We start from the raw sequence: 23,142 nt of genomic DNA, 5'->3' as shown, positions 1-23,142 counted from the left end.
TTCACTCTATGAAACAGCGGGGGACACTCCATGAAGCATCACCGCATGCGACATCACGCCATGAACCCGGGGTGCGCGATGACCGCAACGCACAGCTACGTCATCGTCGGCGGCGGACTGGAAGGACTTGCCATCGCCTGGACGCTCGCCGAGCGCGGCGAGACCGATGTGCTGGTCCTCGAACGCGGCACCCTGTGCTCGGGGATGACCGGCAAGTCCAGCGGCGTGGTGCGATGCCACTACGGCACGCCCTCGCTGGCGGCCATGTCCTGGTACGGCGTGGACGTATTCGGTCATGCCGCCGAACTTCTCGACGACGATCTCGGTTTCCAGCAGTGCGGCTACGTCGTCGGTGTCGGCGAGGGCAATGTCGAGCCGCTGCGCGCGAACATCGCGATGATGCGGAGCCTGGGCATCGACACCCATCTCATCGACCACGACGAGATGCGCACGCTGTGGCCGGGTCTACATCTGGACGATTTCGCGGCCTTCGCCTACGAACCGCTGGGCGGGCGCGGCGACGCCTACCTGGCCGGCATGGCATTCGCCGCCGCCGCGCGCAAGCTCGGGGTGCGCATCCGTCAGTCCACCCCGGTCACGACGCTGTTGCAGCGCCCCAGCGGCGAGGTGTACGGCGTCGCGACGGCCGACGGCACGCAGATCCACGCGGGCACCGTCGTCCTCGCTGCCGGACCCTGGACCCCGGCCCTGGCCGCCACCGCCGGGGTGGACATCGACATCAAGGCCCAGCGCGCCCAACTGGTCATGATCGACCAGGGCGAGCCGACTCCGATGGTTCCGGTGCTCTCCGATCTGGCCGGGCTGTCCTATCTGTGCCGCGAACCCAACGGCGAGATCCTGGCGGGCAATTCCGACCACAGCGCGCCGCAATACCTCGACCCCGACAACTACGTGAACCGCGCCGACGAGTCGACCATCGAGAAGGTCGTCGCCCAGCTCGGCCACCGTCTGCCCGACATGCCCGACCCGCGGATCACCGGCTCCTATGTGGGCGCCTACGACGTGACGCCCGACTACAACCCGGTGATCGGCCCCGCCCCTGTGGCCGGGCTGTTCCTGGCCGCGGGCTTCTCCGGGCACGGATTCAAGATCTCCCCCGCGGTCGGCCGTCTGGCCGCCGACCTGCTCACCGAGGGAACCACCGACCTGCCGAACGTGGACCCGCGCGACTTCCGCTACGAGCGCTTCGCCGAGGGCGACCTGCTGGTGAGCCCGAACCCTTACCGAGGAGCGGGCGAGATGCGCTGAACTCCCCCTGGCCGCACACCATCTTCCCGCCCCGGCGGATCGCGCCGAAGCGCCCGGCAGATCGCGCCGGCGGCCCGCTCGCCCGACTTCGCCGAGAAACCGTACCGATCACTGGAGCACCGATGTCCGCCGACACCGCCCTCGCCGTGGCACCCACCACCGACACCGCAGACACCCTGACCGAACTGGCCCGCGCCACCGGAACCCGCTACATCCTGGCGTTGTTCGTCACGCTCTCGGGCAAGCCCTGCGCCAAGCTCGTCCCCGTGGAGGCCGCCGACCGGCTCGCCGTCGACGGCGCCGGGTTCGCGGGCTACGCGGCGGGCACCATGGGCCAGCAACCGCGCGATCCCGACCTGGTGGCTATCCCCGACCCCGCGACCTTCACCCCGATCCCGTTCATCCGCCCCGGCCTCGCGCTCGTGCACTGCGATCCGCACGTCGACGGCAAGCCGTGGCCGTTCGCGCCGCGCAATGTGCTGGCCGCGAGCCTGGCCCGCGCGGCCAGGCGCGGCCTCACCGTGAACGTCGGCGCGGAGATCGAATACTTTCTCGTCGACCGCGATTCCGGCGGCGCGCTGCACACCGCCGACCGCGCCGATACCAGCAGCCAGCCCTGCTACGACGCCCGCGATGTCACCCGCATGTACGACCACCTCACCGAGGTCGCGGCGGCCATGAACACCCTCGGCTGGGGCAACTACGCCAGCGACCACGAGGACGCCAACGGCCAGTTCGAGCAGAATTTCGACTACGCCGACGCCATGACCACCGCCGACCGCGTCATCACCGCCCGCTACCTGCTGTCGGTGATCGCCGAGAAACGTGGCATGAAAGCCACGTTCATGCCCAAACCGTTCACCGACCGCACCGGCTCCGGAATGCATTTGCACCTGTCGCTGTGGGACGGCACGGGCGCGCTGTTCCCCGACGCCGCCGACCCGCGCGGGCTCGGCCTGTCGCGCACCGCGTACTCGACCATCGCGGGCATTCTCGAACACGCCTGCGCACTGCAGGCCGTCCTGGCCCCGACGGTGAACTCCTACAAGCGCATCGGCGCGACCTCCACCTCCAGCGGCGCCACCTGGTCCCCGCGCTACGCCACCTACGGCGGCAACGATCGCACCCAGTACCTGCGCGTGCCCGACCACCACCGAGTCGAACTGCGCGGCGGCGACGGCTCGGCCAATCCGTACCTCGCCATCGCCGCGACAGTGGCCGCGGCCCTGGACGGCATCGAGCGCGAGCTCGATCCGGGCGAGCCGGGCGCGGGCATCGTGCACGGCGGCATGCTGCCGATGACCCTGCTGCACGCCATGGACGCCCTCGACGCCGACCCGGTGGTGAGCGCCGCCCTGGACGGCTCGGGCCCCGGGGTCAGCTCCTACTTCAGCGGACTCAAGCGCGAAGAGTTCTTCGCCTGGCACAACACGGTCTCCAGCTGGGAGATCGACCGCTATCTCACCGCCTTCTGAGCGCACTCGAAGGCACCTTCCCAGAGTTCCCACCCAGACGATTCCTCCCGTCAGACAAGGAGTTCCCCATGTGCGGAATAGTCGGGTTGCACCTGCGCGACGAAACGCTGTATCCGCGGCTCGGCGCACTGCTGACCGGCATGCTCGACCAGATGTGCGACCGCGGGCCCGATTCGGCGGGTATGGCCGTCTACGGCGACCCTGTCTGGTCGCCGCTCGGTGAATCGACCGTCTCGCTGCTCGATGCCGGCGTACCGGCGGCGGAACTGGCCGCCGGACTCGGCGACCTGCTCGGTGTGACCGTGACCGGCCTCGACCTCGCGCCGACCACGGTCCTGCACGCCCCGATCGACGCTTCCGAGCTGGCCGCCGCCGTGCCCGGCATCGCCCCCGCCGCCCGCGTGATCGGCTTCGGCGCCGATCTCACCGTGGTCAAGGGCATCGGCGACCCCACCGAACTGGCCCACCGGTTCGGCCTGCCGCGAGCCGCGGGCTGGCAGGGTGTCGCGCACACCAGGATGGCGACCGAATCCGCGGTCACCGCGGCGGGCTCGCACCCGTTCTCGGTGGGTCCCGATCAGTGCCTCGTGCACAACGGCTCGTTCTCCAACCATCGCAGCGTCCAGCACGAATTGCGGCGCGCGGGCGTGGTGTTCGACAGCGACAACGACACCGAGGTCGGGGCGCGGTTCCTCGCCGCGCAACTGGCGCAGGGTGTCGATCTGGAGAAGGCGCTGCGGCTGCTCATGGAGCGCTTCGACGGCTTCTACACCCTGCTCGTCGCCAATTCCGAGTCCTTCGCCGTCGTGCGCGATCCCATCGCCTGCAAGCCCGCGGTGGTCGCCGAGACCGACCGCTGGGTGGCGATGGCCTCCGAATACCGCGCGCTGGCCGATCTGCCCGGCGTCGCCGACGCCCACATCTTCGAACCCGAACCGGAAGAGGTCTACCTATGGCACCGGCAGTGACCACCACGGCAATCGCGACTCCGACCGGTACGGTCCGGCTGGATCTGGCGCAGACCTCCGTGCGCGAGGTCAACGCGCTGCTGCACGGCCCCGACGCGCCCCGGCACGTCACCCTCACCGAACCACGCGGCGCGCACGCGCTGGCCTGCGGCCTCACCGACGACCTCGAGGTCACCGTCGAGGGCCATGTCGGCTACTACTGCGCGGGCATGAACCAGAACGCCTCGATCACCGTGCGCGGCAATGCGGGCGTCGGAGTGGCCGAGAACATGATGTCGGGCACCGTCCGGGTCACCGGCGACGCCTCGCAGTCCGCGGGGGCCACCGCGCACGGCGGCCTGCTGGTCGTCGAGGGCAATGCCGCCGCGCGTTGCGGCATCTCGATGAAGGGCGTGGACATCGTGGTCGGCGGCGACATCGGGCATATGAGCGCCTTCATGGGTCAGGCGGGCCGCCTGGTCGTGCTCGGCGATGCCGGTGAGGCGCTGGGTGATTCGCTCTACGAGGCACGCATCTACGTGCGCGGGTCGGTGGCCTCCCTGGGCGCGGACTGCGTCGCCAAGCCCATGCGCGCCGACCACCTCGCCGAGCTGGCCGAACTGCTGGCAGCCGCGGGCATGGACGCGGATCCGGCCGATTTCACCCGCTACGGCTCGGCCCGTTCGCTCTACAACTTCCACGTCGACAACGTCGGCGCCTACTGACCTGCCCGACGATCGCCGACAGGAGACCTCGATGACGACACCGCCCACGACTCCCACGCACGATCCCACGCTCCGCGAGTCCGCCACCTTCCCGCGCCCGGTGATCGCCGAGATCCAGCGCGCCGCCGAGACCGGCATCTACGACATCCGCGGCTGGGGCGCCAAACGCGCCCTGCCGCACTTCGACGACCTGCTGTTCCTCGGCGCCTCCATGTCCCGTTACCCGCTCGAGGGTTACCGCGAACGCTGCGACACCGACGTGGTCCTCGGCGATCGGCACGCGAAATACCCTCTGCATCTGGACATCCCGATCACCATCGCGGGCATGAGCTTCGGCGCACTGTCGGGCCAGGCCAAGGAAGCGCTCGGCCGCGGCGCGAGCGAGGTCGGCACCTCCACCACCACCGGCGACGGCGGCATGACCCCCGAGGAACGCGGCCAGTCGAAGAACCTGGTCTACCAGTACCTGCCCTCGCGCTACGGCATGAACCCCGACGACCTGCGCAAGGCCGACGCCATCGAGGTCGTGCTCGGCCAAGGCGCCAAGCCGGGCGGCGGCGGCATGTTGCTGGGGCAGAAGATCACCGAGCGCGTCGCGAAGATGCGCACCCTGCCCCAGGGCGTCGACCAGCGCTCGGCCTGCCGTCACCCGGACTGGACCGGCCCGGACGATCTGGCGATCAAGATCATCGAACTGCGCGAGATCACCGACTGGGAAAAGCCCGTCTACGTCAAGGTCGGGGCGACCCGCACCTACTACGACGTCAAGCTGGCGGTGAAGGCGGGCGCGGACGTGATCGTCGTCGACGGCATGCAGGGCGGCACCGCCGCGACCCAGGACGTGTTCATCGAGCACGTCGGCATCCCCACGCTGGCCGCCATTCCGCAGGCGGTGCAGGCGTTGCAGGAGCTGGACGTGCATCGCAAGGTGCAGCTCATCGTCTCCGGCGGCATCCGCAGCGGCGCCGACGTGGCCAAGGCGATGGCGCTGGGCGCGGACGCGGTCGCCATCGGCACCGCCGCGCTGATCGCGCTGGGCGACAACAGCCCTCGCTTCGCCGAGCAGTACGCCGCGCTCGGGTCCGCGCCCGGCTACTACGACGACTTCCAGGCCGGTCGCGACCCCGCGGGCATCACCACCCAGGACCCGGAGCTGGCCCGCAATCTCGATCCGGTCGCCGCGGGCCGTCGCCTGGCCAACTACCTGCGCGTACTGACGATGGAGGCGCAGACCCTGGCCAGGGCCTGCGGCAAGTCGCATCTGCGCAATCTGGAGCCCGAAGATCTGGTCGCCCTCACCGTGGAGGCCTCCGCCATGGCGCGGGTGCCGCTGGCCGGGACCGACTGGATCCCCGGAAGGTTCTGAGTCCGTTCAGGACACGCGATTCCACCGTTCACGACGACCGCGCATCCGCGCGAACAGGAGCACCTCACCGATGACCTTCGACACGATGTGGGAGTCGATCCTCGACGTCGGCCGCGAGGCGAGGACCGGCGGCTACCGTCGCTTCGCCTGGAACGACGCCGACATGACCCTGCGGGAGTGGTTCACCGGATGCGCGGCCGAACGCGGCATGGACGTGGAGGAGGACCGCAACGCCAACCTGTGGGCGTGGTGGCTGCCCGAGGGCCGGCGGGGCGAGCCGCGTGACGCCTTCGTCACCGGCTCGCACCTGGACTCCGTACCCGACGGCGGCGCCTACGACGGCCCGCTCGGCGTGGTGTGCGCCTTCGCCGCCGTGGACCTCGTCCGTGCCCGTGGCATCACCCCTATCCGCCCTGTCGCCGTCACCGCCTTCTCCGACGAGGAAGGGGCCCGCTTCGGCGTGGCCTGCGTCGGCTCCCAATTGAGCACCGGCGCACTGGCTCCCGAACGCGCCCTGCGCCTGCGCGACGCCGAGGGCATCACCCTCGCCGAAGCGCTCGCCGGAGCCGGACGCCACCCGGGCCACCTCGGTCTCGACCCCACGCTCACCGAGCGCGTCGGCGTCTACGTCGAACTCCACGTCGAACAAGGTCGGGCTCTCGACCTCGTGGACCGCCCGATCGCCGTCGCCTCCTCCATCTGGCCGCACGGACGCTGGCTGTTCCGCTTCACCGGCGAGGCCAACCACGCGGGCGCCACCCGCCTCGTCGACCGCCGCGACCCCATGCTCGCCTACGCCTCCTCGGTCCACTCGGCCCGCCGGGCCGCCGAACTCCACGAAGCCGTCGCCACCTTCGGAAAACTCCGCGTCCTGCCCAACGGCGCCAACGCCATCCCCTCGGAGATCCTCGCCTGGCTCGACGCCCGCGCCGCCGACGAACCGACCCTCGACGCCCTCGTCGCCCGCATCTCCGCCGAAGCGAAGGAACACGCCGTCCGGGACGGCGTCGGCCTGGACATCGAAGCCGAATCCCGCACGCCCGTGGTCGAATTCCCGCCCGGACCGCGCGCCCGCGTCGCCCGGGCACTCGCCCGCCTCGGTGAGGTCCCCGTCCTGCCCACCCGGGCAGGCCACGACGCGGGCATCCTCTCCGCCGTGGTTCCCACGGCCATGCTGTTCGTCCGCAACCCGACCGGTGTCTCCCACTCCCCCGCCGAATACGCCACCCCGGAGGACTGCCGACTCGGCGCCGAGGCGCTCGCGGACGTGATGGCCGAATGGGTGAGCGGCTAGCGCCCTGCTCTCGTCTGCGTGCGGGCGCTGTCTCGAGGGCGTGTCCGGCGATCGCCGGGTGCCGGTCCGCACAGTGTGTGACCTGGCCCGTCGCGAGAATCTCGGCGGCGCCTTGACGACACGATCGTGGTCACGGCGTCACGATCGGGAAGGCCGGATCGGAGGTGTCCAGGCAGGAGGTGAATGTCGCCAGCAGGGTCGGATCGCCTTCGACGCCGACGCCTTCGATTCCCGCGCCCGTGAGGATGCCCACCAGCTTCGGTTTGTCGAGGGTGAGGGTCAGGTCCGCGCTCCCTCGCAGCGGCGCCTGCGGGGTCGCCGTCCGATGGGTCAGCGCGCCGTTGGACGAGGTCAAGCGGATGACCCGGTTCTCGTCGGTCAGCTTCCAGTCCATGACGAAGGGGCTCTCCGCCGCGCGGTGGCCGTCGATCCGGACCGCCAGCGCGTCGATGATCATGTCCACGGTCAAGGAGCTCAGCATCTCCGGGTCCGCGCTGTCGAGAATCGCGGGGGTGACGCCGTGGCGCAGTTCTCGGGCGCCGACGAGGTAGAAGTTGCGCCAGACGCCGTTCTCGGCGCCGTGACCGAGCCGGCGATAGACCTCGGCCAACGCCTCGCGCGCCCCGTCGTGGCCGGGTTCGGCGAATACCGCGTGGTTGAGCAGGGTCGCGGCGAACCGCAGATCGTCCCGATCGGCGTACTCGCGGCCTTTCGCCACGATCGCATCCACCCCGCCGTAGTCGGCGACGTAGCGGCGGGCGGTGTCGACCGGCGGATGCTCCCAGAGGTGGGCGGGGTTCCCGTCGAACCAGCCGAGATAGCGCTGATAGACAGCTTTGACGTTGTGACTGAGCGAGCCGTAGTAGCCGCGGTTGGCCCAGAGCGCGTCCAGAGCGGGCGGGAAGGTCAGTTCCTCGGCGATCTCCGGGCCGGTGAGGCCCTTGTTGGCCAGCCGCAGGGTCTGATCGTGCACATAGGCGTACATGTCGCGCTGTCCGGCCAGCCACGCGGTCCAGTTGTCTCTGCCCCAGGTCGGCCAGTGGTGTGAGGCGAAGGCGACGTCGGCATGATCGGCGAACAGCCCGATCGCCTCGTCGAGATAGCGGGCCCAGACACGGGCGTCACGGACCAGCGCGCCCCGCAGGGTCACGATGTTGTGCATGTTGTGGGTGGCATTCTCGGCCATGCAGAGCGCCCGGAAGTCCGGGAACAGGAAGTTCATCTCCGCAGGCGCTTCGGTGCCCGGCGTCAGCTGGAAGACCATCCGGACGCCGTCGATCTCCTCCCGCTGCCCGGTGTGGGTGATGTCGACGGTCGGCGGGATCAAGGTGATCCGCCCGAGCGAATTGGTCATGCCCAGACCGCAGCCGATCTGCCCGTCGGGGGCCTTGGCCAGACCCGCTCCGTACATGAACACCGCGCGCCGAGCCATCGCGGTGCCCGCGTAGACGTTCTCGCTCACAGCGTGCTCGAGAAAGCCGGCTGGGGCCAGAATCGGAATCTCCTGGTGTCCGTCGGGCACCACGGCGCGCGAGCCGCCGAAATGATCGACATGGGAATGGGTGTAGATCATGCCCTTCACCGGGCGGTCGCCGCGGTGTCTGCGATACAGGTCCAGAGCGGCCGCCGCCGTCTCCGCGGACAGCAGCGGATCGATGACCACGATGCCCTCGCGCCCTTCGACCAGGGTCATGTTCGACAGATCGAGATTACGCACCTGGTAGATGCCCTCGGTCACCTCGAACAGCCCCTGTCGGGAGCACAGGCGTCCCTGACGCCACAGACTGGGGTTCGCGGTATCGGGGCAATCCCCGTTCAGGAACTCGTAGGCGGCGAGGTCCCAGACCACGCGCCCGTCCGCCGCGGTGACGGTCGGTCGGTCGAATTCGGCGACGAGTCCGCGGGCCGCGTTGTCGAAATCGGTCTCGTCGTGGAAGTCCGGTCCGGGATTCATGGGCACCTCATCCGTGGGTCGCCTGATTCCGCTGCAGCGGTCACCGGCAGGCTAATGCTGGGCAATCTCCCCGTATTCACCCGTGGCGGGTGAAACCCTCCCATCGATGCGCTGTCGCGCATCGACCTCCGGCCGTCGTAGAGTGAAACTGCGGACCACCGCACCGGTGACAGCAAATCCAAAGCTACACGGCTGTGTAGTGCGGTTGCGCCGTACCCGGACATCAGCCGTGCCGCTCCCGAACTCTTCCCCACCCAGCCGTTCCCGACACTCACTCATTTCCCGAACTCTTTCCGACAACCGCCGGCGAATCGAGGAAGTCATGTGCACCCGAGCAATGTGGACCGACAGCGGGCACGGCGTGCTCGTGGGCCGGAACATGGACTGGCGCGAAGAAATGGACACCAAGCTGTGGGTGCTGCCCCGGGGCGTGGAACGGGTCGGTCACGACCGCGACGCGTCGCCGATGCGCTGGACCGCCCGCCACGGCAGCCTGGTGGCCATGGTGTGGGACAACGCCACCTCCGACGGCATCAACGAACGGGGCCTGGCCGCGCATCTGCTGTGGTTGGCCGAAGCCGACTTCGGCGAGCGGGATTCCACCAAGGCGTCCGTGGCGGTCTCGCTGTGGGCCCAGGTGTTCCTCGATCTCTGCGCGACCATCGAGGAATGCGTGGAACTCGTGCGGCAGGAGCCTTTTCAGGTCCTGCCGATGATCGAGCCCCGCAGCGGGCGGCCGGCGACCGTGCACCTGGCCCTCGAGGACGCCACCGGCGATTCGCTGATCATCGAGCACATCGACGGCGTCGCGCGTCTGCACCACGACCGCGCCTATACGGTGATGACGAATTCCCCGCCCTACGAGCAGCAACTCGAATTGAAGAAGAACTTCGCCGGCTTCGGCGGCGCCACCCCGTTGCCCGGCACCACCGAGGCGGCCGACCGCTTCGTCCGCGCTTCCTACTATCTCGATCGCCTGCCGCCTGCCGAGACCGTGCCGCGGGCGTACGCCGCGTTGCTCAGCGTCATGCGCAATGCCGCTCAGCCGTTCGGCGAACCGGACCCGGAGCGTCCCAACATCTCCGCGACCATCTGGCGCACGCTCAGCGACCTCACCCGGCGGCGTTACCTCTACGAATCGTCGTTCAGCCCCAACATCATCTGGGCCGAACTGGCCGATCTCGACTTCACCACCCACCACACACTCGACCCCGCCGCGAACGGGCTCATCGGCGACGTCGGCAGCGCGTTCACCCCGGCCGAGCCGCCACCGTTCGTGTTGTCCTGAACTCCACCGACGAGGACCCGCTACCGCCGAAAAGAAGAGCAGGCCGCACCGAGGCGACCTGCTGATGACACGCGCGTTCTCCGACGCACGTCTGACGCGTCCCGCATTCAGATCAAATGCAGAATGTCACGCTACCGAGGGGTACGCAAAGGATGACAGAACCGAGGACCGGATCGGCCGACGGAGTGCTTGCGGCCGATGCCATAGGCGCGGCGAACAACCCGAGCGACAACGCCACTGCCGTGGTGGCGAACAACTTCGTGAATCTGGACATCTTCGAACCCTTCACAGTGGACGGGAGCTGATGGATCACAATCATTGACTCTCCGCCCCCAGTGTTCGCCGTGGAGCGGGTCGGACACCAGACAAGGGAAGGTAAATTTCGCCGATCAGCATCACAGTGATGTCACGGCACCGACGGATTCCTGCCGGAGGAACACCCGCGGCGTGGTTCTCATCGGCCATTCCCCGGGGCACCCGGATGCTTCGGCGGCGAGGGCGGTGACCCGAGCCGCTCGGAGCCGGTCTGTACCGGTACCTCGTGCCCGGGTGGGCCATGCCGAGGTGCGCCGTGTGGAGTGATCACGTCCGGCCCGTGCGGCAGCGACGTGTCCGACGCGAATACCCCACCCGCGGGGTCGATCCCGAAAGCGAGGAATCCCGCGGCGTCGAAAGCCGCTGCCCGCGAGCGTTGGTCGCGCCGAGCAGGCGAGCCGGAAACGAATCCTCACGAAATGTGTTCAAATCGATATTCCTGGGTATTCGCCCTCGCTGTGAGGCTTGACCATTACCGCCCGAATGGACGGCCCGGTGCGCGTGATCGTCGCGCCGGCATCGCGGGTGGAGATTTTGTCGGCGATCGAACGGAGGCTGCGATGTTCGCTCTCGGATGGTTGGATCCGTCCTCACCGACGGCCGAGTGGGATTCGGCTCAAGTACGTCGTCTCGCTCGCCAGCTGGGATATTCGCTGCGCTGGGCAGATCAGGGGTCGATGGTGAGCCTGCTGGATCAGGCGGTGTCGTCCGGCGCCGATGCGGTGCTGTTGCCCTCGACAGGCCATCTCGACGCATCGACGCTGGAACGGGTGATGGCGGTCGTGGACATCGAGTGCGCCGCGCCGCGGGTCTCACTCAACCGATGGTCGACGATCGGCGGCAGCGTGCGCTGACCCACCGCCGCCTCGATCACGACCTGCCCGGCACGCAACTCCCGCGCGCAGTGGCCGCACGCCAGCCACGGATGGAAATCGTTGCCGCACACCGTGTGCGTGAAGACGATCGCCGGTCCCTCGGGCGCTCGGAACCACCGCTGCCCCCAGTCGATCATCAAGGCGATGACCGGGAAGAACGCGGCACCTTTCGCGGTGAGGTCATAGGTGACCCAGTCCGGCCGAACCGGGTTCGGACTGGTCTCGACCACCCCGAGATCCTCGAAGCGCCGCAGGCGATCGGCGACCATCGCCGGAGGCGCGCTCGTGCGTTCCGACAGCTCGCCGAATCGGTGGGCGCCGAGGAACAGTGCGCCGAGCATGGCGGCGGACCAGCGGTTGCCGAGCAGTTCCATGGTGTGCGGCAGCACCTGCGAGGGGCGCGTGGCGGAGCGACGGCGGCCGATCGAGGCGGGCACGCTGCGCGACCACTCGCCGCTCGGGCCGAGCGCGGCCGACACCTCGCGCCCGGCGGCCGCCGCACCACAGGCGCGGCAGGTCAGCCGCGGGGCGAACCGTTCGCCGCACGTGCGGTGCCACATGATCGGCAGCGGGGTGCCCGACTCCGGCGCCCACTCCTGCTCCCACGCCCACATGGCCAGCAGGATCGGCCATACGCCGCGGCCACGCGCGGTCAGCACGTATTCGTATCGCACCGGCCGGGGCGAGTACTCGACCCGCTCGAACAGGCCGAGCTCGGTGAGCTGCGCCAGTCGGCCGGTGAGAACCGAATTCGAGATGGCTCCACGGGCGAACCAGTCGCCGTAGCGGCGGCAGCCCTCGACGGCGAAACGCAGGATCCACAGGTTCCACTCGTCACCGAGCGCGCCCAGGGTCACGGCGATCGCGTTGTCGCCGCCTGCCCGCAACTCGGTGGGCGCGTGGTTTCCTGCCATATCGGCACTCTATCGGCGGGGTGCGGCGGCTCCGGCCTCAGCCGACGACGAAGCTGACGGTCGTCGTCGTGCTTCCGCCGATATTGAGCGTGGCCGCACGGCGAGCGCCCGCGACCTGGTAGTCGCCCGCACCGCCGGTGACCTGACCTGCCGGTGACAGTCGAGCAGCATCCGCACGCCCGTCGCGCCGACCGGATGGCCGCCGCCGAGCAGGCCGCCGCTCGGGTTCATCGGCATTCTGCCGCCGATCTCCAGATCGCCCGCTTCGATCGCCCGCCAGCTCTGGCCCGGCTCGGTGAGCCCGAAATGGTCGATCGCCATGTACTCGCTGGCGGTGAAGCAGTCGTGGGTATCGACGGCGAATTCGCGCTGCTGGCCATTCCGGGCGGTCTCGGCCTCGGTGCGGCGGTCGTCGCCCAGCGCATTCGGCGCTGACATCGAGGCGCCGCCACGACATTCAGCCTGCCTCAGCGATTCCGGGAGCCCGGTGTCGTTCGACCTCTTCCAGATACTCGGACATGGCGTCGCGATTTCGGATGAGCACGGCGATGCGGTCGGAGAGCTTGTCGCGTTCCGCGCGCAGCAGAGCAAGCATTTCCGGCGTGGCATCACTGAAGTGGATGGACCGCGGCTTGTCCAGGCACGGCAGGATCTGCTTGATGATCCTGGTGGGCAGCCCGGCGTCCAGCAGACCGCGGATCTGACGGACCCTGTCCACGTAGCGGGGATCGTAGTCCCGGTAACCGTTCGCGGCCCGGTCGGGGACGATGAGCCCCTGCTCTTCGTAGTACCTCAGCAGTCTGCGTGATGTGCCTGTGCGCTGGGCGAGTTGACCGATCCGCATGCATCGTGACTGTACTCACGAGACGATCCGCTTGACCATCACATCTATGTGAAGGTTCAACTCTTGCCACATGATTCGATCCACCACACGTTCCGGCCTGCCCTGGCTGCCGTTGCTCGCCTTGGCCACCGCGGTTTTCATCACCGCCCTCACCGAAACCCTGCCCGCCGGACTGCTCACCGGCATGTCCACAGCCTTGAATGTCTCCGACGCCGCGGCAGGCCAGACGGTCACCCTCTACGCCGCGGGCACCGCGCTGACCGCCATTCCCTTGGCCAGGCTCACCGCACGCGCGCGCCGCAAGACCGTGCTGCTCTGGGCCATGGCCATCTTCGCCGCTGCGAACGCCCTGACCGCCGCCGTCCCGGTCTACTCGGTGACCCTCGCCGCTCGCGTCGTCGCCGGAGTCGCGGGCGGACTGGCGTGGGCAGTGCTCGCAGGCTACGCCCGTCGGCTCGCCCCGCCCGGGTCCGAGGGCCGCGCCATCGCCATCGCCATGACCGGCATTCCTGTCGCGCTCTCGCTCGGCGTGCCCGCCGGGACGTTCATCGGTGAACTCGTCGGCTGGCGCGCCGCGTTCGCGGCCGTCACCGTCGTAGCCCTGGGCGTGATCGCCTGGATCGCCTGCGGCGTTCCCGATGTCACCGCCGAACCCAGCGTGGAGGGGACTCGATCGGTCACCACACGAGAGGCTCTCGCCGTCCCCGGTGTCGTCGCGGTCATGTCGGTCGTACTGATCTTCGTGCTCGGGCACACGATGCTCTACTCCTACATCGGGCCCTTCCTGGACAGCGCCCGGCTGGGCTCGGCCACCGACCTGATGCTGCTCGTCTTCGGGGCCGCGAGCCTGGCCGCGATCTGGCTCACCGGGCGATACGTCGACAGCATGCTGCGCAGGCTGACACTCGCCTCCGCTGTTCTGTTCGTCGTCGCCGGAGTCGTGCTGGCGACAACCCCACCGGCGCTGCTGATCTGGTTCGCCGTGGGCATCTGGGGCCTCGGCTGGGGCGGTGTTCCTTCCCTGTTGCAGACCGCGGGCGGTCAGGCCGCGTCGAAGCACAGCCTCGCGGCGGCCGATACCGCGCAAGCCATTCTCGTCACGCTGTGGAACACGGCCATGGCCCTGGGCGGCTTGTTCGGCGGGCTCGTCCTCGTCGGCATCGGCACGCCTGCGATCCCGGCGACCGCCGCAGCGCTCGTTCTGGTGAGCCTCGCGATCGTGGTGGCCGGTCAGGAACACGCATTCCCTGCTCACGGTGGGCCGCGCTCCCCCGCCGACAACGTCATCGAGGACAGGCCGGTCGAATCAGGCTCCCGCTGATCGAGATATCGGTGACCGGACCGATAGTGGACATGCCAGTCTCGACACACGCGACGCCACCATCGTCGGCCGGCATCGCGGGAACCGCGAGAACAGGAGTACTGCATGCCCTCCCTCCAGCGCTATGAAGGCCGTCGCGTCCTCGTCACCGGCGGCGGCTCCGGCATCGGCCAGGCCACGGTGCTGCGCATCCTGCGCGAGGGCGGCCGGGTCGCCGCCGCCGATATCAGCGACGCGGGTTTGCAGGACACCGTGACCGCGGCCGGGACGGACGCCGCCCGGCTGAGCACCGTCACGATGAACGTCGCCGACGAGGAATCGGTGCGGGCCGGGGTCGCCGAGGCCGTGCGGCAGCTCGGGGGCATGGACACGCTGGTCAACGCGGCGGGCATCCTGCGCTCGCAGCATCTGGAGAAGACGACGCTGGTCGATTTCGAGCATGTGCTGCGGGTGAACCTGGTGGGCACCTTCCTGGTGATCCGCGAGTCGATCCCGGCGCTGCGCGAGGGCGCCGGGCCCGCGGTGGTCAATTTCAGCTCCACCTCGGCCTCGTTCGCCCATCCCTATATGTCCGCCTACGCCGCCTCCAAGGCCGGAGTCCAGGCCATGACCCACGCGCTGGCCTCGGAGTTCGCCAAGCAGGGCATTCGCTTCACCGCGGTGCAACCGGGCTCGATCTCGTCCGGCATGACCGACGGCTCCGGTGTGTCCGGACAGAGTGTGGGCCCCGGCCTGCCCGCCGACGCGGATTACTCGTTGTTCGGCAAGGCGGCGCCCGCGCTGCCGCTCGACGGCGGCGCGATCTTCGCGGGTCCGGAAGCGGTGGCCGCGGTGGTGGCGATGCTCGGCTCGCCCGATGCCTTCTTCGTCACCGGCACCGAAGTGCGCGTCGACGGCGGTTCGCACATGTGAGCCGACGCCCTCGGCGACGCTCGCTTGGGCCGGTCGGCTGACAGGAACCGCTGCGCCGGGGTCGTAGGCGCTTCAGCCGAGCGCATCGTCTCCGATCAGCTTCGCCAACCTCTGCGGGTGGGTCAGTTGCGGATGGTGCCCGGCGCCGTCGATGGTGCTGATCCGCGCCCGGGGGCCGAGTCCGCTGACCAGGTCCGCCGCCCAAGGGCTCAGCGGATCCTCGGAACCGACGATGATGTGGATCGCCCCGCCGAAGGCGGTGAATTGCCGCACGAGCTCTGCGCGCCAACGCTTCTCGGCGGCACGGCTCAGCAGCCGGGCGACCCGCCGGGCGACCCCGGCGCGGCGTAGATCCGCGGCAGCGGCGGCGAGTTCACGGGCGTGGTCGGGCGTGCCGGTGAGTCGCCGCGAGAGCGCTTCGGGGCTCGCGTGCCGCAGGTAGGCGCTCGTCAGCAGGCCGATCCGGGTGCCGATGCCGCCGGGCGCTTGGAGGAAGAACGGGGCGACGAGGGTCAGCCGTTCGATCCGATCCGGATGCCGGTTCGCCGCCTGTATCGCGGCTGCCCCGCCGATCGAGTGACCGATCAGGTGCCGTCTGCCGATGAGCAGGGCATCGAGCCAGTCCGGCCAGTCGCCGGGCGCGCCGCCGCTCATGCCCAGTCCGGGCAGGTCGGCCACCAGGGTGTCGGCCCTCGTGGCGGCGACGGTCGCCCAGGTGTCGGCGTTCACCGGAAGTCCGGGCAGCACAAGGGCGCCGGCATTCTCGGGGCCGAGGGTGAAAGTGCGCACCCCGGCGTGCTCGGTGAATCGGCGTCGCAGGTCCGTCTCCTCGGCGGCGCCGAAACGGTGTGCGGCCAGGTGATCGGCCCACCGCCGGATCGCGGGCACCGTGGCGGGTGTGCTCAGGCCGTGCCGCGCCGCGAACTCCTCGGCCGGGCCGGTCGGATAGCGGTCGGCGGACATGAAGCCGATCGTCTCCGGATCGGCCTTGGTCAGCGCCGTCGGCAAGCGCTTGACGACGGCGACAGGGACGCGGACCCGCGGTACCCGCACACGATAGTGCTCGCCGACCACGCGCAGCAGTTCCGGCAGGGTGGGGGTCCGGTCGTCGAGAACCCAGTAGGAGTGACCGGCCGTGGCGGGATCGGTGGGCAACAGAGCCATGAAACGTGCGAGGTAGTCGACCGGGATCACGGGAACGAAGGTGTCCGCGTCGCCGGGCCGCGCGGCCATCTCGCCGTTCCACAGCTGACGGAAACTGTCTGCCAGACCGAGGTACTGGTCGGATTCACCCGTCGCCGCGATACCGCTCACCGTTGACGGATTGACGATGCTCCACGGCACGCCGAGCCGGTTCGCCTCCGTCTGCACCACGGCGTCGGCCTCCACCTTGGACGCCTCGTAGGCCCCGAGTTCCCGATAGATCCGGCGCGCGTGTTCCGGGCCCCACCGGGCGTCCGCATTGCGCTCACCGACGCGATAGCCCGACACGTGCACCAACCGCTCCAGCTCCGGCACCCCGGCGGCCAGCTCGACGATCGCGCGGGCGCTGTCCACATTGGCTTTTCGCGCCTCGTCCTCGGACATCCCGAACCGATAGGCCCCGGCGCAGTTGTAGATCTCCGTGACACCGGCCGAGTGCACGACCGGCTCGATCCCGAGTCCGGGAGCGTCGAAATCCACCAGCACCGATGCCGGAAGCTCCGCGTGATCGTGCCGCACGAGCCAGTCGGACAGCGCCCGCGCGGAGCCTTCCGACCGGCATGCGACGATCACCGAGACCCCTTCGGTCAGCAGGGCGGAGGTGAGGTGACGCCCCAGGAAACCGGTGGCGCCGAAGACCAGCGCTCGCCTGTTCACGACCGCTCCCCGGTGACTCCGACGGCCTCGTCGAGCAATGCCGCGAGCACTCGCGCGGCGCTGCGCATCGGCTGCACGTCGCGCATGGCGCGACTGACCACCATCGCCCCCTCGACGGTGCTCACCACCGTCTCGGCCAGCTCACGCGCCCGCTGCGCCGCGAGCCCCGCGTCCGCGAGATAAGCGGCGACCGGCGCGATCCACGACTCGTAGGCCAGCGCACACGCCGCGCGCAGCCGATCGCTGTGCGCGCCCATCTCCAAGGTCACCACCGACACCGGGCAACCCAGCTCGTAGCCGCCGTCCACCAGCAGGCCGGACAACACCTCGAGCACTCGGGAGATCACCCGCCCCGGACTCGGCTCGCTCGCCGTCGTCTCGGCGATCAGCGCCCGGAATTCCTCGGACGCCCGGCCGATCGCCTGTTCGGCCAACTGCTCCTTCCCCTCCGGAAAGTGGAAGTACATCGACCCTTTGGGCACCCCGGACTGTTCGAGCACGGTATTGATCCCGGTCCCCGCGTATCCCCGCGACTGGATCAACCCGAGCATCACCTCGACCATCCGGGCACTGGTCGCCTCGCCTTTTCGCACCGCTGTCATGACTACATAATAGACCGGTCTATTTTTGTCGTCCAGTGCGCGTTCCCCGTCGATCGACCGCTGCCCCCCGAGAAACACCCGGAGTTGACCTCTCCCGAGCGCACGCCGCCCGCTTCGAAGCGCATGCCCACGCTGCGTGCGGCACGTGCGGGGTGAAGACCATCGCGCAGCAGCGCTCGGCGTCGGAGCGGCGATCGTCAACGCAAGGGGCGGAAGGTCTTTCGGTACATCCCCGGGGTGACACCGACGGTCTGGACGAACTGAGCCCGGAAGTTGCTCGGCGTGGAGAACCCGACCTGACCGGCGATCCGGTCGACGGTGTAGTCGGTGGTCTCCAGCAGCTCCTGGGCTTGGCGGATGCGCACACCCGTGACCCATTGGATCGGGCTCTGGCCGGTCTCCTCGGCGAACCGGCGGGTCAGGGTGCGCACGCTCATCTCCGCGGCGGCGGCGATGTCGGTGAGGGTGAGATTGCGGTGAGCGTTGTCCTCGATCCAGGCCAGCACGCGTTCGAGGGTGGCGGTGCGGAAGATCGGGCGGTTGCGCAGGATGTACTGCGACTGGCCGCCGGTGCGCTGCAACGGCGTCACCGCCAGCCGGGCGGTGTCGGCGGCGACCGCGACACCGTAGTCCTTGCCGACGATGTGCAGGCACAGATCCAGTCCGGCGGCGGCGCCCGCGGAGGTGAGGATCTGGCCGTTGTCGGTATAGAGGACATCCGGGTCGACGCGCGCGGCGGGATAGCGGCGGGCGAGCTCGTCGGTGGCCAGCCAGTGCGTGGTGGCGACCCGGCCGTCGAGCAGGCCCGCCTCCGCGAGCACGAAGGCGCCGACGCAGATGGAGGCCACGCGCGAGCCCCGGCGCACGGCGGCGCGAAGCGTGTCGAGTACCGCGGGCGAACTCGGGTGGTCCGGCTCCGCGAGTCCCGGGACGATGATCAGGTCGGCGCGTTCGGCTTCTTCGAGCCCCGCCTCGACGGTGATGCGCAGCGGTCCCGCGGCGATCTGCCGCTGCGGCCCGGCGACGACGACGCGGTATCCGGCGCGGCCGTCCGGTAGCCTCACCCGCCCGAACACTTCGATCGGTGTGGCCAGATCGAAGGCGATCGCATTGTCGAGCATGAGGACGACCACCGTGTACATACCCCGACCGTAGCGGCGGAACGCGCGAGCGGGAAGCGCCCGACGGCGGTGGCCGGATTCAGGTGTTTTATGGCCTGATCGCCACTGATGTCACCGAGTGGTCGCGGGTGAACATGGCAGCACATCACTCGGGAAGGATCTCCATGCCACAACAGCGTGCGCAGTCCGCACGATTCACGGTCGCCGGCGAACGGATCGGCGCATGACCGGATTCCTGCTGTCCGTCCACGTCCTCGCCGCGATCCTGAGCATCGGCCCGGTCGCCGTCGTGGCCAGCATGTACCCGCCCGCTGTCCGGGCCGCGCACCGCGACCCGGACGATGCGCGGAAGGTCGCCATCGTCGGTGTGCTGCATCGCATCAGCCGGGTCTACGCGGTCGTCGGCGTCTTCGTCCCGGTGTTCGGCTTCGCCACCGGCGCGAGTCTCGGGGTGCTCGGCGACGCCTGGCTCGTGGTGTCCATGATCCTCACGGCGGTCGCCGCGGTGCTGCTCATGGGTGTGATACTGCCCGCCCAGGAGGCAGCGCTCGCCACGATCGGCGCATCACGTCCGGTGAGCGTGCCCGCCGCGGGGGCACCGGAAGCAGCCGGTGTGGCTTCGTCGCCGCTGGAACGGCTCACCGCGCGGCTGGGAATGGCGACCGGAATGTTCAACCTGCTCTGGGTGATCGTGGTCGTGCTCATGATCTACCGCCCCGGCTCGACGACCGGGGCGGGCCTGTGACGGGGCGCTGAGAGCCGTTGGCGCGCAACCGCACTGCTCCCGGCGGCCCGGGCTGCGTGAACGCGGGCGGGGCGAGATGATCTTCCGGTAGTCGTACCGCTACACCGGATCGTCAGTTCGAGAGGAACGAATCATGTTGTCGCAGGCCATCGTCGGGATCAGCCGCAGCGCGGGCATCGCATGAGCGCGGCGCGGGAACGCCTCGCCGGCGGGACAGCCGTCGTCACCGGCGCGGGTTCGGGTATCGGGGAGGGGCTCGCGCGTTACGCGGCCTCCATCGGCATGCGGGTCGTGGTCACCGACATCGACGCCGATCGTGCCCGTACCGTCGCCGGTGACATCCTCGCGCAGGGCCTCCAGGCGGAGGCTCAGGTATTGGATGTCACCGACGCCGATGCCTTCGACGAGCTCGCCACCGACGTCTACGAGCGCTACGGCAGCGTGGAGTTGCTGATCAACAACGCGGGGCTCGAGACCGCGGGCGTGCTCTGGGAGATCCCGGTGCAGCGGTGGCGTCAGGTGATGAACGTGAACGTGGACGGCGTGTTCCACGGCATCCGGGCATTCCTGCCCAGGATGATCGCGGCGGGCACTCCGGCGACGGTCGCGAATATGTCCTCGGTCGGCGGCGTTCTCACCCAGGCGCTGCAGACGCCCTACATCGTCAGCAAGCACGCGGTGGTCGCGCTGACCGAGAGTCTGCACCAGGAGGTCGCGCTGACCGGCGCGCCCATCCAGGTCACGGTGCTGCTGCCGTACTCGGTGCGCAGCCGCATCTTCGTCGACGCCCAGGCCGCCGCACCCAGCGGCAATGCCGCGGCCGACCAGATGTTCGAGGTGCTGCACACTCTCGGCGAGACGGCGGGTATGGATCCGATCGACGCGGCGGAGAACATGTTCGCCGACATCGCCGCGGGCGAATTCTGGGGATTCACCGACAAGGCCTTCGGTCTCGGCGCCCTGGGACACCGTGCCGAGACGCTGAGCGAGCGGCGCGCTCCGGCCCCGCCCATGTCGTTCTGACCGACACGGTGTCGTCCTGACACCGGGCCCGGCGGAGGAGGATCGCTCCCCCTCCGCCGCCCGCGGCGAATCGGACGGCCGGGTCGACACCCCTCGCAAACCTCGGGCTACTGTCCAGTGGCCGACACGGCAACTCGATGCCCCCGCTGTCGGCGAGTTCGGCCGAAAGGAACACGAATGCCCGATCACGAGCCCACTCTCGCCCGCACGATCGCGACCGCGCGCTCCCAGACCGTGGGCGACCTGCTGCGTCGCAGCGCCCAGCGTTATCCCGATCGGACGGCGATCGCCGACAGCGGACGACGGCTGACCTACCGCGAATTCGACGCCGTGGTCAATCGGGTGAGTCACGCCCTGCTCGAGCAGGGCATCGGCAAGGGCACCGCGGTCGCGCTGCTCTCGCGCAATTCCAGCCAGTACGCCGTGCTCACACTGGCGCTGGCCAAGGTCGGCGCGATGCTCGTACCGGTCAATTTCATGCTCGGCGCCGAGGAGATCGCCTACATCCTGCGCCACTGCGGCGCCAGGGCCTTCGTGGTCGAACACGGTCTGCTCGAGGTCGCGACCGCCGCCGTCGACAACGGCGAGCACCGGCCCGAACTGCTGGTCCGCATCGGCGGCGGGGACGGCGCCGATGATCGCTGGACCGCCTACGAGACGTGGGAGGCCCACGCCGACGACTCCGAACCGGAGGTCCTCGTCGGCGACGACGACCCGATCCGCCTGATGTACACCAGCGGCACCGAGTCGAGACCCAAAGGCGTTCTGCTGTCCAGCAAATCGCTGATCAGCCAGTACGTGAGCGCGGTGGTCGACGGCGGCATGTCCGGCGACGACATCGAGGTGCACGCCCTGCCGCTCTACCACTGCGCGCAGATGGACTGCTTCCTGCTGCCCGACATCTATCTCGGCGCGTCCAGCATCATCCTGCCCGGCCCCGACCCGGCGACCGTGCTCGCCACCATCGAACGCGAACGTGCGACGAAGTTCTTCGCCCCGCCCACGGTGTGGATCGCCCTGCTGCAGTCGCCGCGGTTCGCCTCCACCGATCTGTCCTCGCTGACCAAGGGCTACTACGGCGCCTCCCCCATGCCGGTGGCCGTGCTGGAGCAGATCCGCACGGCGCTGCCCGCGCTCTCGCTGTGGAACTTCTACGGCCAGACCGAGATGTCGCCGGTCGCCACGATCCTGCGACCGCACGAGCAGTTCGACCGCGCCGGTTCGGCGGGCCGGGCGGCCCTGCACGTGGAGACGCTCATCGTCGACGACGACGACAATCCGCTGCCGCCCGGTGAACTCGGCGAGATCGTGCACCGCAGCCCGCACGCCACCCTCGGCTACCTCGACGACGAGGCCAAGACCGCAGAAGCCTTCCGCAACGGCTGGTTCCATTCCGGCGACCTGGGCATCATGTCCGAGGACGGCTATCTCAGCGTCGTCGACCGCAAGAAGGACATGATCAAGACCGGCGGCGAGAACGTCGCCAGCCGTGAGGTCGAGGAGGCGCTCTACACCGTCGCGGGCGTCGCGGAGGCGGCCGTGTTCGGCACGCCCCATCCGACCTGGATCGAGGCGGTCACGGCGGTGGTCGTCGCACAGGACGGCCACGATCTCACCGAGCAGCACATCATCGACGGGCTGCGGCCCCGGCTGGCCGGTTTCAAACTGCCCAAGCGGATCGTCTTCGTCGAGGAGCTGCCGAAGAACCCCAGCGGAAAGATTCTCAAACGCGAACTGCGGCAGCGTTTCTCGGATTCCGTCGGCTGACAGCCGACCGGGCCGCTCGCCTCTCGGCGAGCGGCCATGGGTCCCACCTTTCTCGCGGGGTACGCGACCGCCGCGTCAGGCCCGGTCGACCAGTGCCGCGAAGCCGGACTGGCTCGCGCAGTGCGCGCAGCAGAAGATCTGGTCGGCGGCCTCCACGCCGTGACCCAGTACGCGGCAGCGGCAGTGCGCGCAGACGGGGGCGAGCTCGTTCGCGGCGCACTCGAGACTGTCGAACGTCCAGCTCTGACCGTCGCGGTTGACGGTGAACGCTTTGTCGTAGTCGTTGCCGCAGGTATCGCAGGTTGCCATGGCGGTTCAACCCTCCAGACTGTTGTCGGGTGCGAGTCGGCGGCACGCGCCGCCAACCGCGGTCGATCTACCCTGCGGGTTCCCGAGCAAACAGGAAAAAATCACTTCCATTCGGAGGTAACTTCCGTCTGGGCGTCGCGTGGGCTAATCTGTGTTCGGCTCACGTGTCCACCTCGAAACCACCGGGGTCAGGCGGAGCCGCGATGCCTCGTGCAT

At 69.3% G+C, this 23,142-nt stretch carries 20 protein-coding genes and 1 pseudogene; 13 read left to right on the top strand and 8 right to left on the bottom strand.

The window, feature by feature from the left end:
• The first annotated feature begins 78 nt into the window (after nt 1-78).
• From IU449_RS01235 to IU449_RS01210, 6 genes are all read left to right on the top strand, one after another.
• On the top strand, nt 79-1,269 hold the full coding sequence (locus IU449_RS01235) for an NAD(P)/FAD-dependent oxidoreductase (RefSeq protein ID WP_195000127.1): 1,191 nt from the start codon (nt 79-81) through the stop codon (nt 1,267-1,269).
• Between the two features lie 122 nt (nt 1,270-1,391).
• The gene (gene glnT, locus IU449_RS01230; protein ID WP_195000126.1) at nt 1,392-2,744 is read left to right on the top strand and encodes a type III glutamate--ammonia ligase; all 1,353 of its coding nucleotides are present in this window, start codon (nt 1,392-1,394) and stop codon (nt 2,742-2,744) included.
• A 68-nt stretch (nt 2,745-2,812) separates the two neighbouring features.
• The gene (locus tag IU449_RS01225) at nt 2,813-3,712 is read left to right on the top strand and encodes a class II glutamine amidotransferase (RefSeq protein WP_195000125.1); all 900 of its coding nucleotides are present in this window, start codon (nt 2,813-2,815) and stop codon (nt 3,710-3,712) included.
• Complete coding sequence (locus IU449_RS01220; RefSeq protein ID WP_195000124.1) at nt 3,697-4,416, top strand: protein glxC; 720 nt, start codon at nt 3,697-3,699, stop codon at nt 4,414-4,416. The genes IU449_RS01225 and IU449_RS01220 overlap by 16 nt, the downstream gene beginning before the upstream one ends.
• 31 nt (nt 4,417-4,447) lie before the next feature.
• Nucleotides 4,448-5,782, top strand: a complete 1,335-nt coding sequence (locus IU449_RS01215; RefSeq protein ID WP_195000123.1) for an FMN-binding glutamate synthase family protein — start codon at nt 4,448-4,450, stop codon at nt 5,780-5,782.
• Nucleotides 5,783-5,852: 70 nt separating this feature from the next.
• A complete protein-coding gene (locus IU449_RS01210; protein WP_195000122.1) occupies nt 5,853-7,076 on the top strand; it encodes an allantoate amidohydrolase in 1,224 nt (407 codons plus the stop codon).
• A gap of 130 nt (nt 7,077-7,206) precedes the next feature.
• Here IU449_RS01210 and IU449_RS01205 read toward each other — a convergent pair whose 3' ends face one another.
• The gene (locus IU449_RS01205; protein ID WP_195000121.1) at nt 7,207-9,030 is read right to left on the bottom strand and encodes an alkyl/aryl-sulfatase; all 1,824 of its coding nucleotides are present in this window, start codon (nt 9,028-9,030) and stop codon (nt 7,207-7,209) included.
• Nucleotides 9,031-9,352: 322 nt separating this feature from the next.
• Between IU449_RS01205 and IU449_RS01200 the strand changes: the two genes are divergently transcribed.
• Nucleotides 9,353-10,318, top strand: coding sequence for a linear amide C-N hydrolase (locus tag IU449_RS01200; protein ID WP_228803614.1), 966 nt, complete (start codon nt 9,353-9,355; stop codon nt 10,316-10,318).
• Nucleotides 10,319-10,470: 152 nt separating this feature from the next.
• Nucleotides 10,471-10,623, top strand: a complete 153-nt coding sequence (locus tag IU449_RS01195; RefSeq protein ID WP_195000120.1) for a hypothetical protein — start codon at nt 10,471-10,473, stop codon at nt 10,621-10,623.
• A gap of 704 nt (nt 10,624-11,327) precedes the next feature.
• On the opposite strand, the gene IU449_RS01190 is transcribed toward IU449_RS01195, so the two are convergent.
• The 3 genes and pseudogenes from IU449_RS01190 to IU449_RS01180 form a co-directional block, all read right to left on the bottom strand.
• Nucleotides 11,328-12,422, bottom strand: coding sequence for a winged helix-turn-helix transcriptional regulator (locus tag IU449_RS01190; RefSeq protein WP_228803612.1), 1,095 nt, complete (start codon nt 12,420-12,422; stop codon nt 11,328-11,330).
• A 37-nt stretch (nt 12,423-12,459) separates the two neighbouring features.
• Nucleotides 12,460-12,779: pseudogene (locus tag IU449_RS01185) on the bottom strand (thiolase C-terminal domain-containing protein); the annotation flags it as partial.
• A 100-nt stretch (nt 12,780-12,879) separates the two neighbouring features.
• Entirely contained in the window at nt 12,880-13,266 is a 387-nt protein-coding gene (locus tag IU449_RS01180) for a MerR family transcriptional regulator (protein WP_195000119.1), read from the bottom strand.
• 70 nt (nt 13,267-13,336) lie between these two features.
• Between IU449_RS01180 and IU449_RS01175 the strand changes: the two genes are divergently transcribed.
• Together IU449_RS01175 and IU449_RS01170 are read left to right on the top strand one after the other, a co-directional pair.
• The gene (locus IU449_RS01175) at nt 13,337-14,587 is read left to right on the top strand and encodes an MFS transporter (protein WP_195000118.1); all 1,251 of its coding nucleotides are present in this window, start codon (nt 13,337-13,339) and stop codon (nt 14,585-14,587) included.
• 105 nt (nt 14,588-14,692) lie between these two features.
• Complete coding sequence (locus tag IU449_RS01170) at nt 14,693-15,499, top strand: SDR family NAD(P)-dependent oxidoreductase (protein ID WP_195000117.1); 807 nt, start codon at nt 14,693-14,695, stop codon at nt 15,497-15,499.
• Between the two features lie 72 nt (nt 15,500-15,571).
• On the opposite strand, the gene IU449_RS01165 is transcribed toward IU449_RS01170, so the two are convergent.
• The 3 genes from IU449_RS01165 to IU449_RS01155 form a co-directional block, all read right to left on the bottom strand.
• Nucleotides 15,572-17,359 (bottom strand): alpha/beta fold hydrolase, encoded by a 1,788-nt coding sequence (locus IU449_RS01165; RefSeq protein ID WP_195000116.1) that lies wholly within the window; start codon nt 17,357-17,359, stop codon nt 15,572-15,574.
• Nucleotides 17,356-17,961: a TetR/AcrR family transcriptional regulator gene (locus IU449_RS01160; protein WP_228803611.1), complete on the bottom strand. Its 606-nt coding sequence runs from the start codon at nt 17,959-17,961 to the stop codon at nt 17,356-17,358. Before IU449_RS01160 ends, IU449_RS01165 begins: the two co-directional genes overlap by 4 nt.
• A gap of 197 nt (nt 17,962-18,158) precedes the next feature.
• Nucleotides 18,159-19,103, bottom strand: a complete 945-nt coding sequence (locus IU449_RS01155) for a GlxA family transcriptional regulator (protein WP_195000115.1) — start codon at nt 19,101-19,103, stop codon at nt 18,159-18,161.
• A gap of 202 nt (nt 19,104-19,305) precedes the next feature.
• Here IU449_RS01155 and IU449_RS01150 point away from each other — a divergent pair, with 202 nt between their 5' ends.
• The 3 genes from IU449_RS01150 (at nt 19,306) to IU449_RS01140 (ending at nt 22,617) form a co-directional block, all read left to right on the top strand.
• On the top strand, nt 19,306-19,827 hold the full coding sequence (locus tag IU449_RS01150) for a hypothetical protein (RefSeq protein ID WP_195000114.1): 522 nt from the start codon (nt 19,306-19,308) through the stop codon (nt 19,825-19,827).
• 180 nt (nt 19,828-20,007) lie between these two features.
• Entirely contained in the window at nt 20,008-20,850 is an 843-nt protein-coding gene (locus IU449_RS01145) for an SDR family NAD(P)-dependent oxidoreductase (RefSeq protein WP_195000113.1), read from the top strand.
• A 177-nt stretch (nt 20,851-21,027) separates the two neighbouring features.
• Nucleotides 21,028-22,617, top strand: a complete 1,590-nt coding sequence (locus IU449_RS01140) for an acyl-CoA synthetase (protein WP_195000112.1) — start codon at nt 21,028-21,030, stop codon at nt 22,615-22,617.
• Between the two features lie 75 nt (nt 22,618-22,692).
• Here the strand turns inward: IU449_RS01140 and IU449_RS01135 are convergent, their stop codons facing one another.
• Nucleotides 22,693-22,926: a hypothetical protein gene (locus tag IU449_RS01135; protein WP_195000111.1), complete on the bottom strand. Its 234-nt coding sequence runs from the start codon at nt 22,924-22,926 to the stop codon at nt 22,693-22,695.
• Nucleotides 22,927-23,142 lie beyond the last annotated feature (216 nt).

Source organism: Nocardia higoensis (assembly GCF_015477835.1).
GTDB classification, from domain to species: domain Bacteria; phylum Actinomycetota; class Actinomycetes; order Mycobacteriales; family Mycobacteriaceae; genus Nocardia; species Nocardia higoensis_A.
The sequence above is the reverse complement of the archived record's forward strand: the minus strand, read 5'-3'. Positions and strand labels throughout refer to the sequence as shown.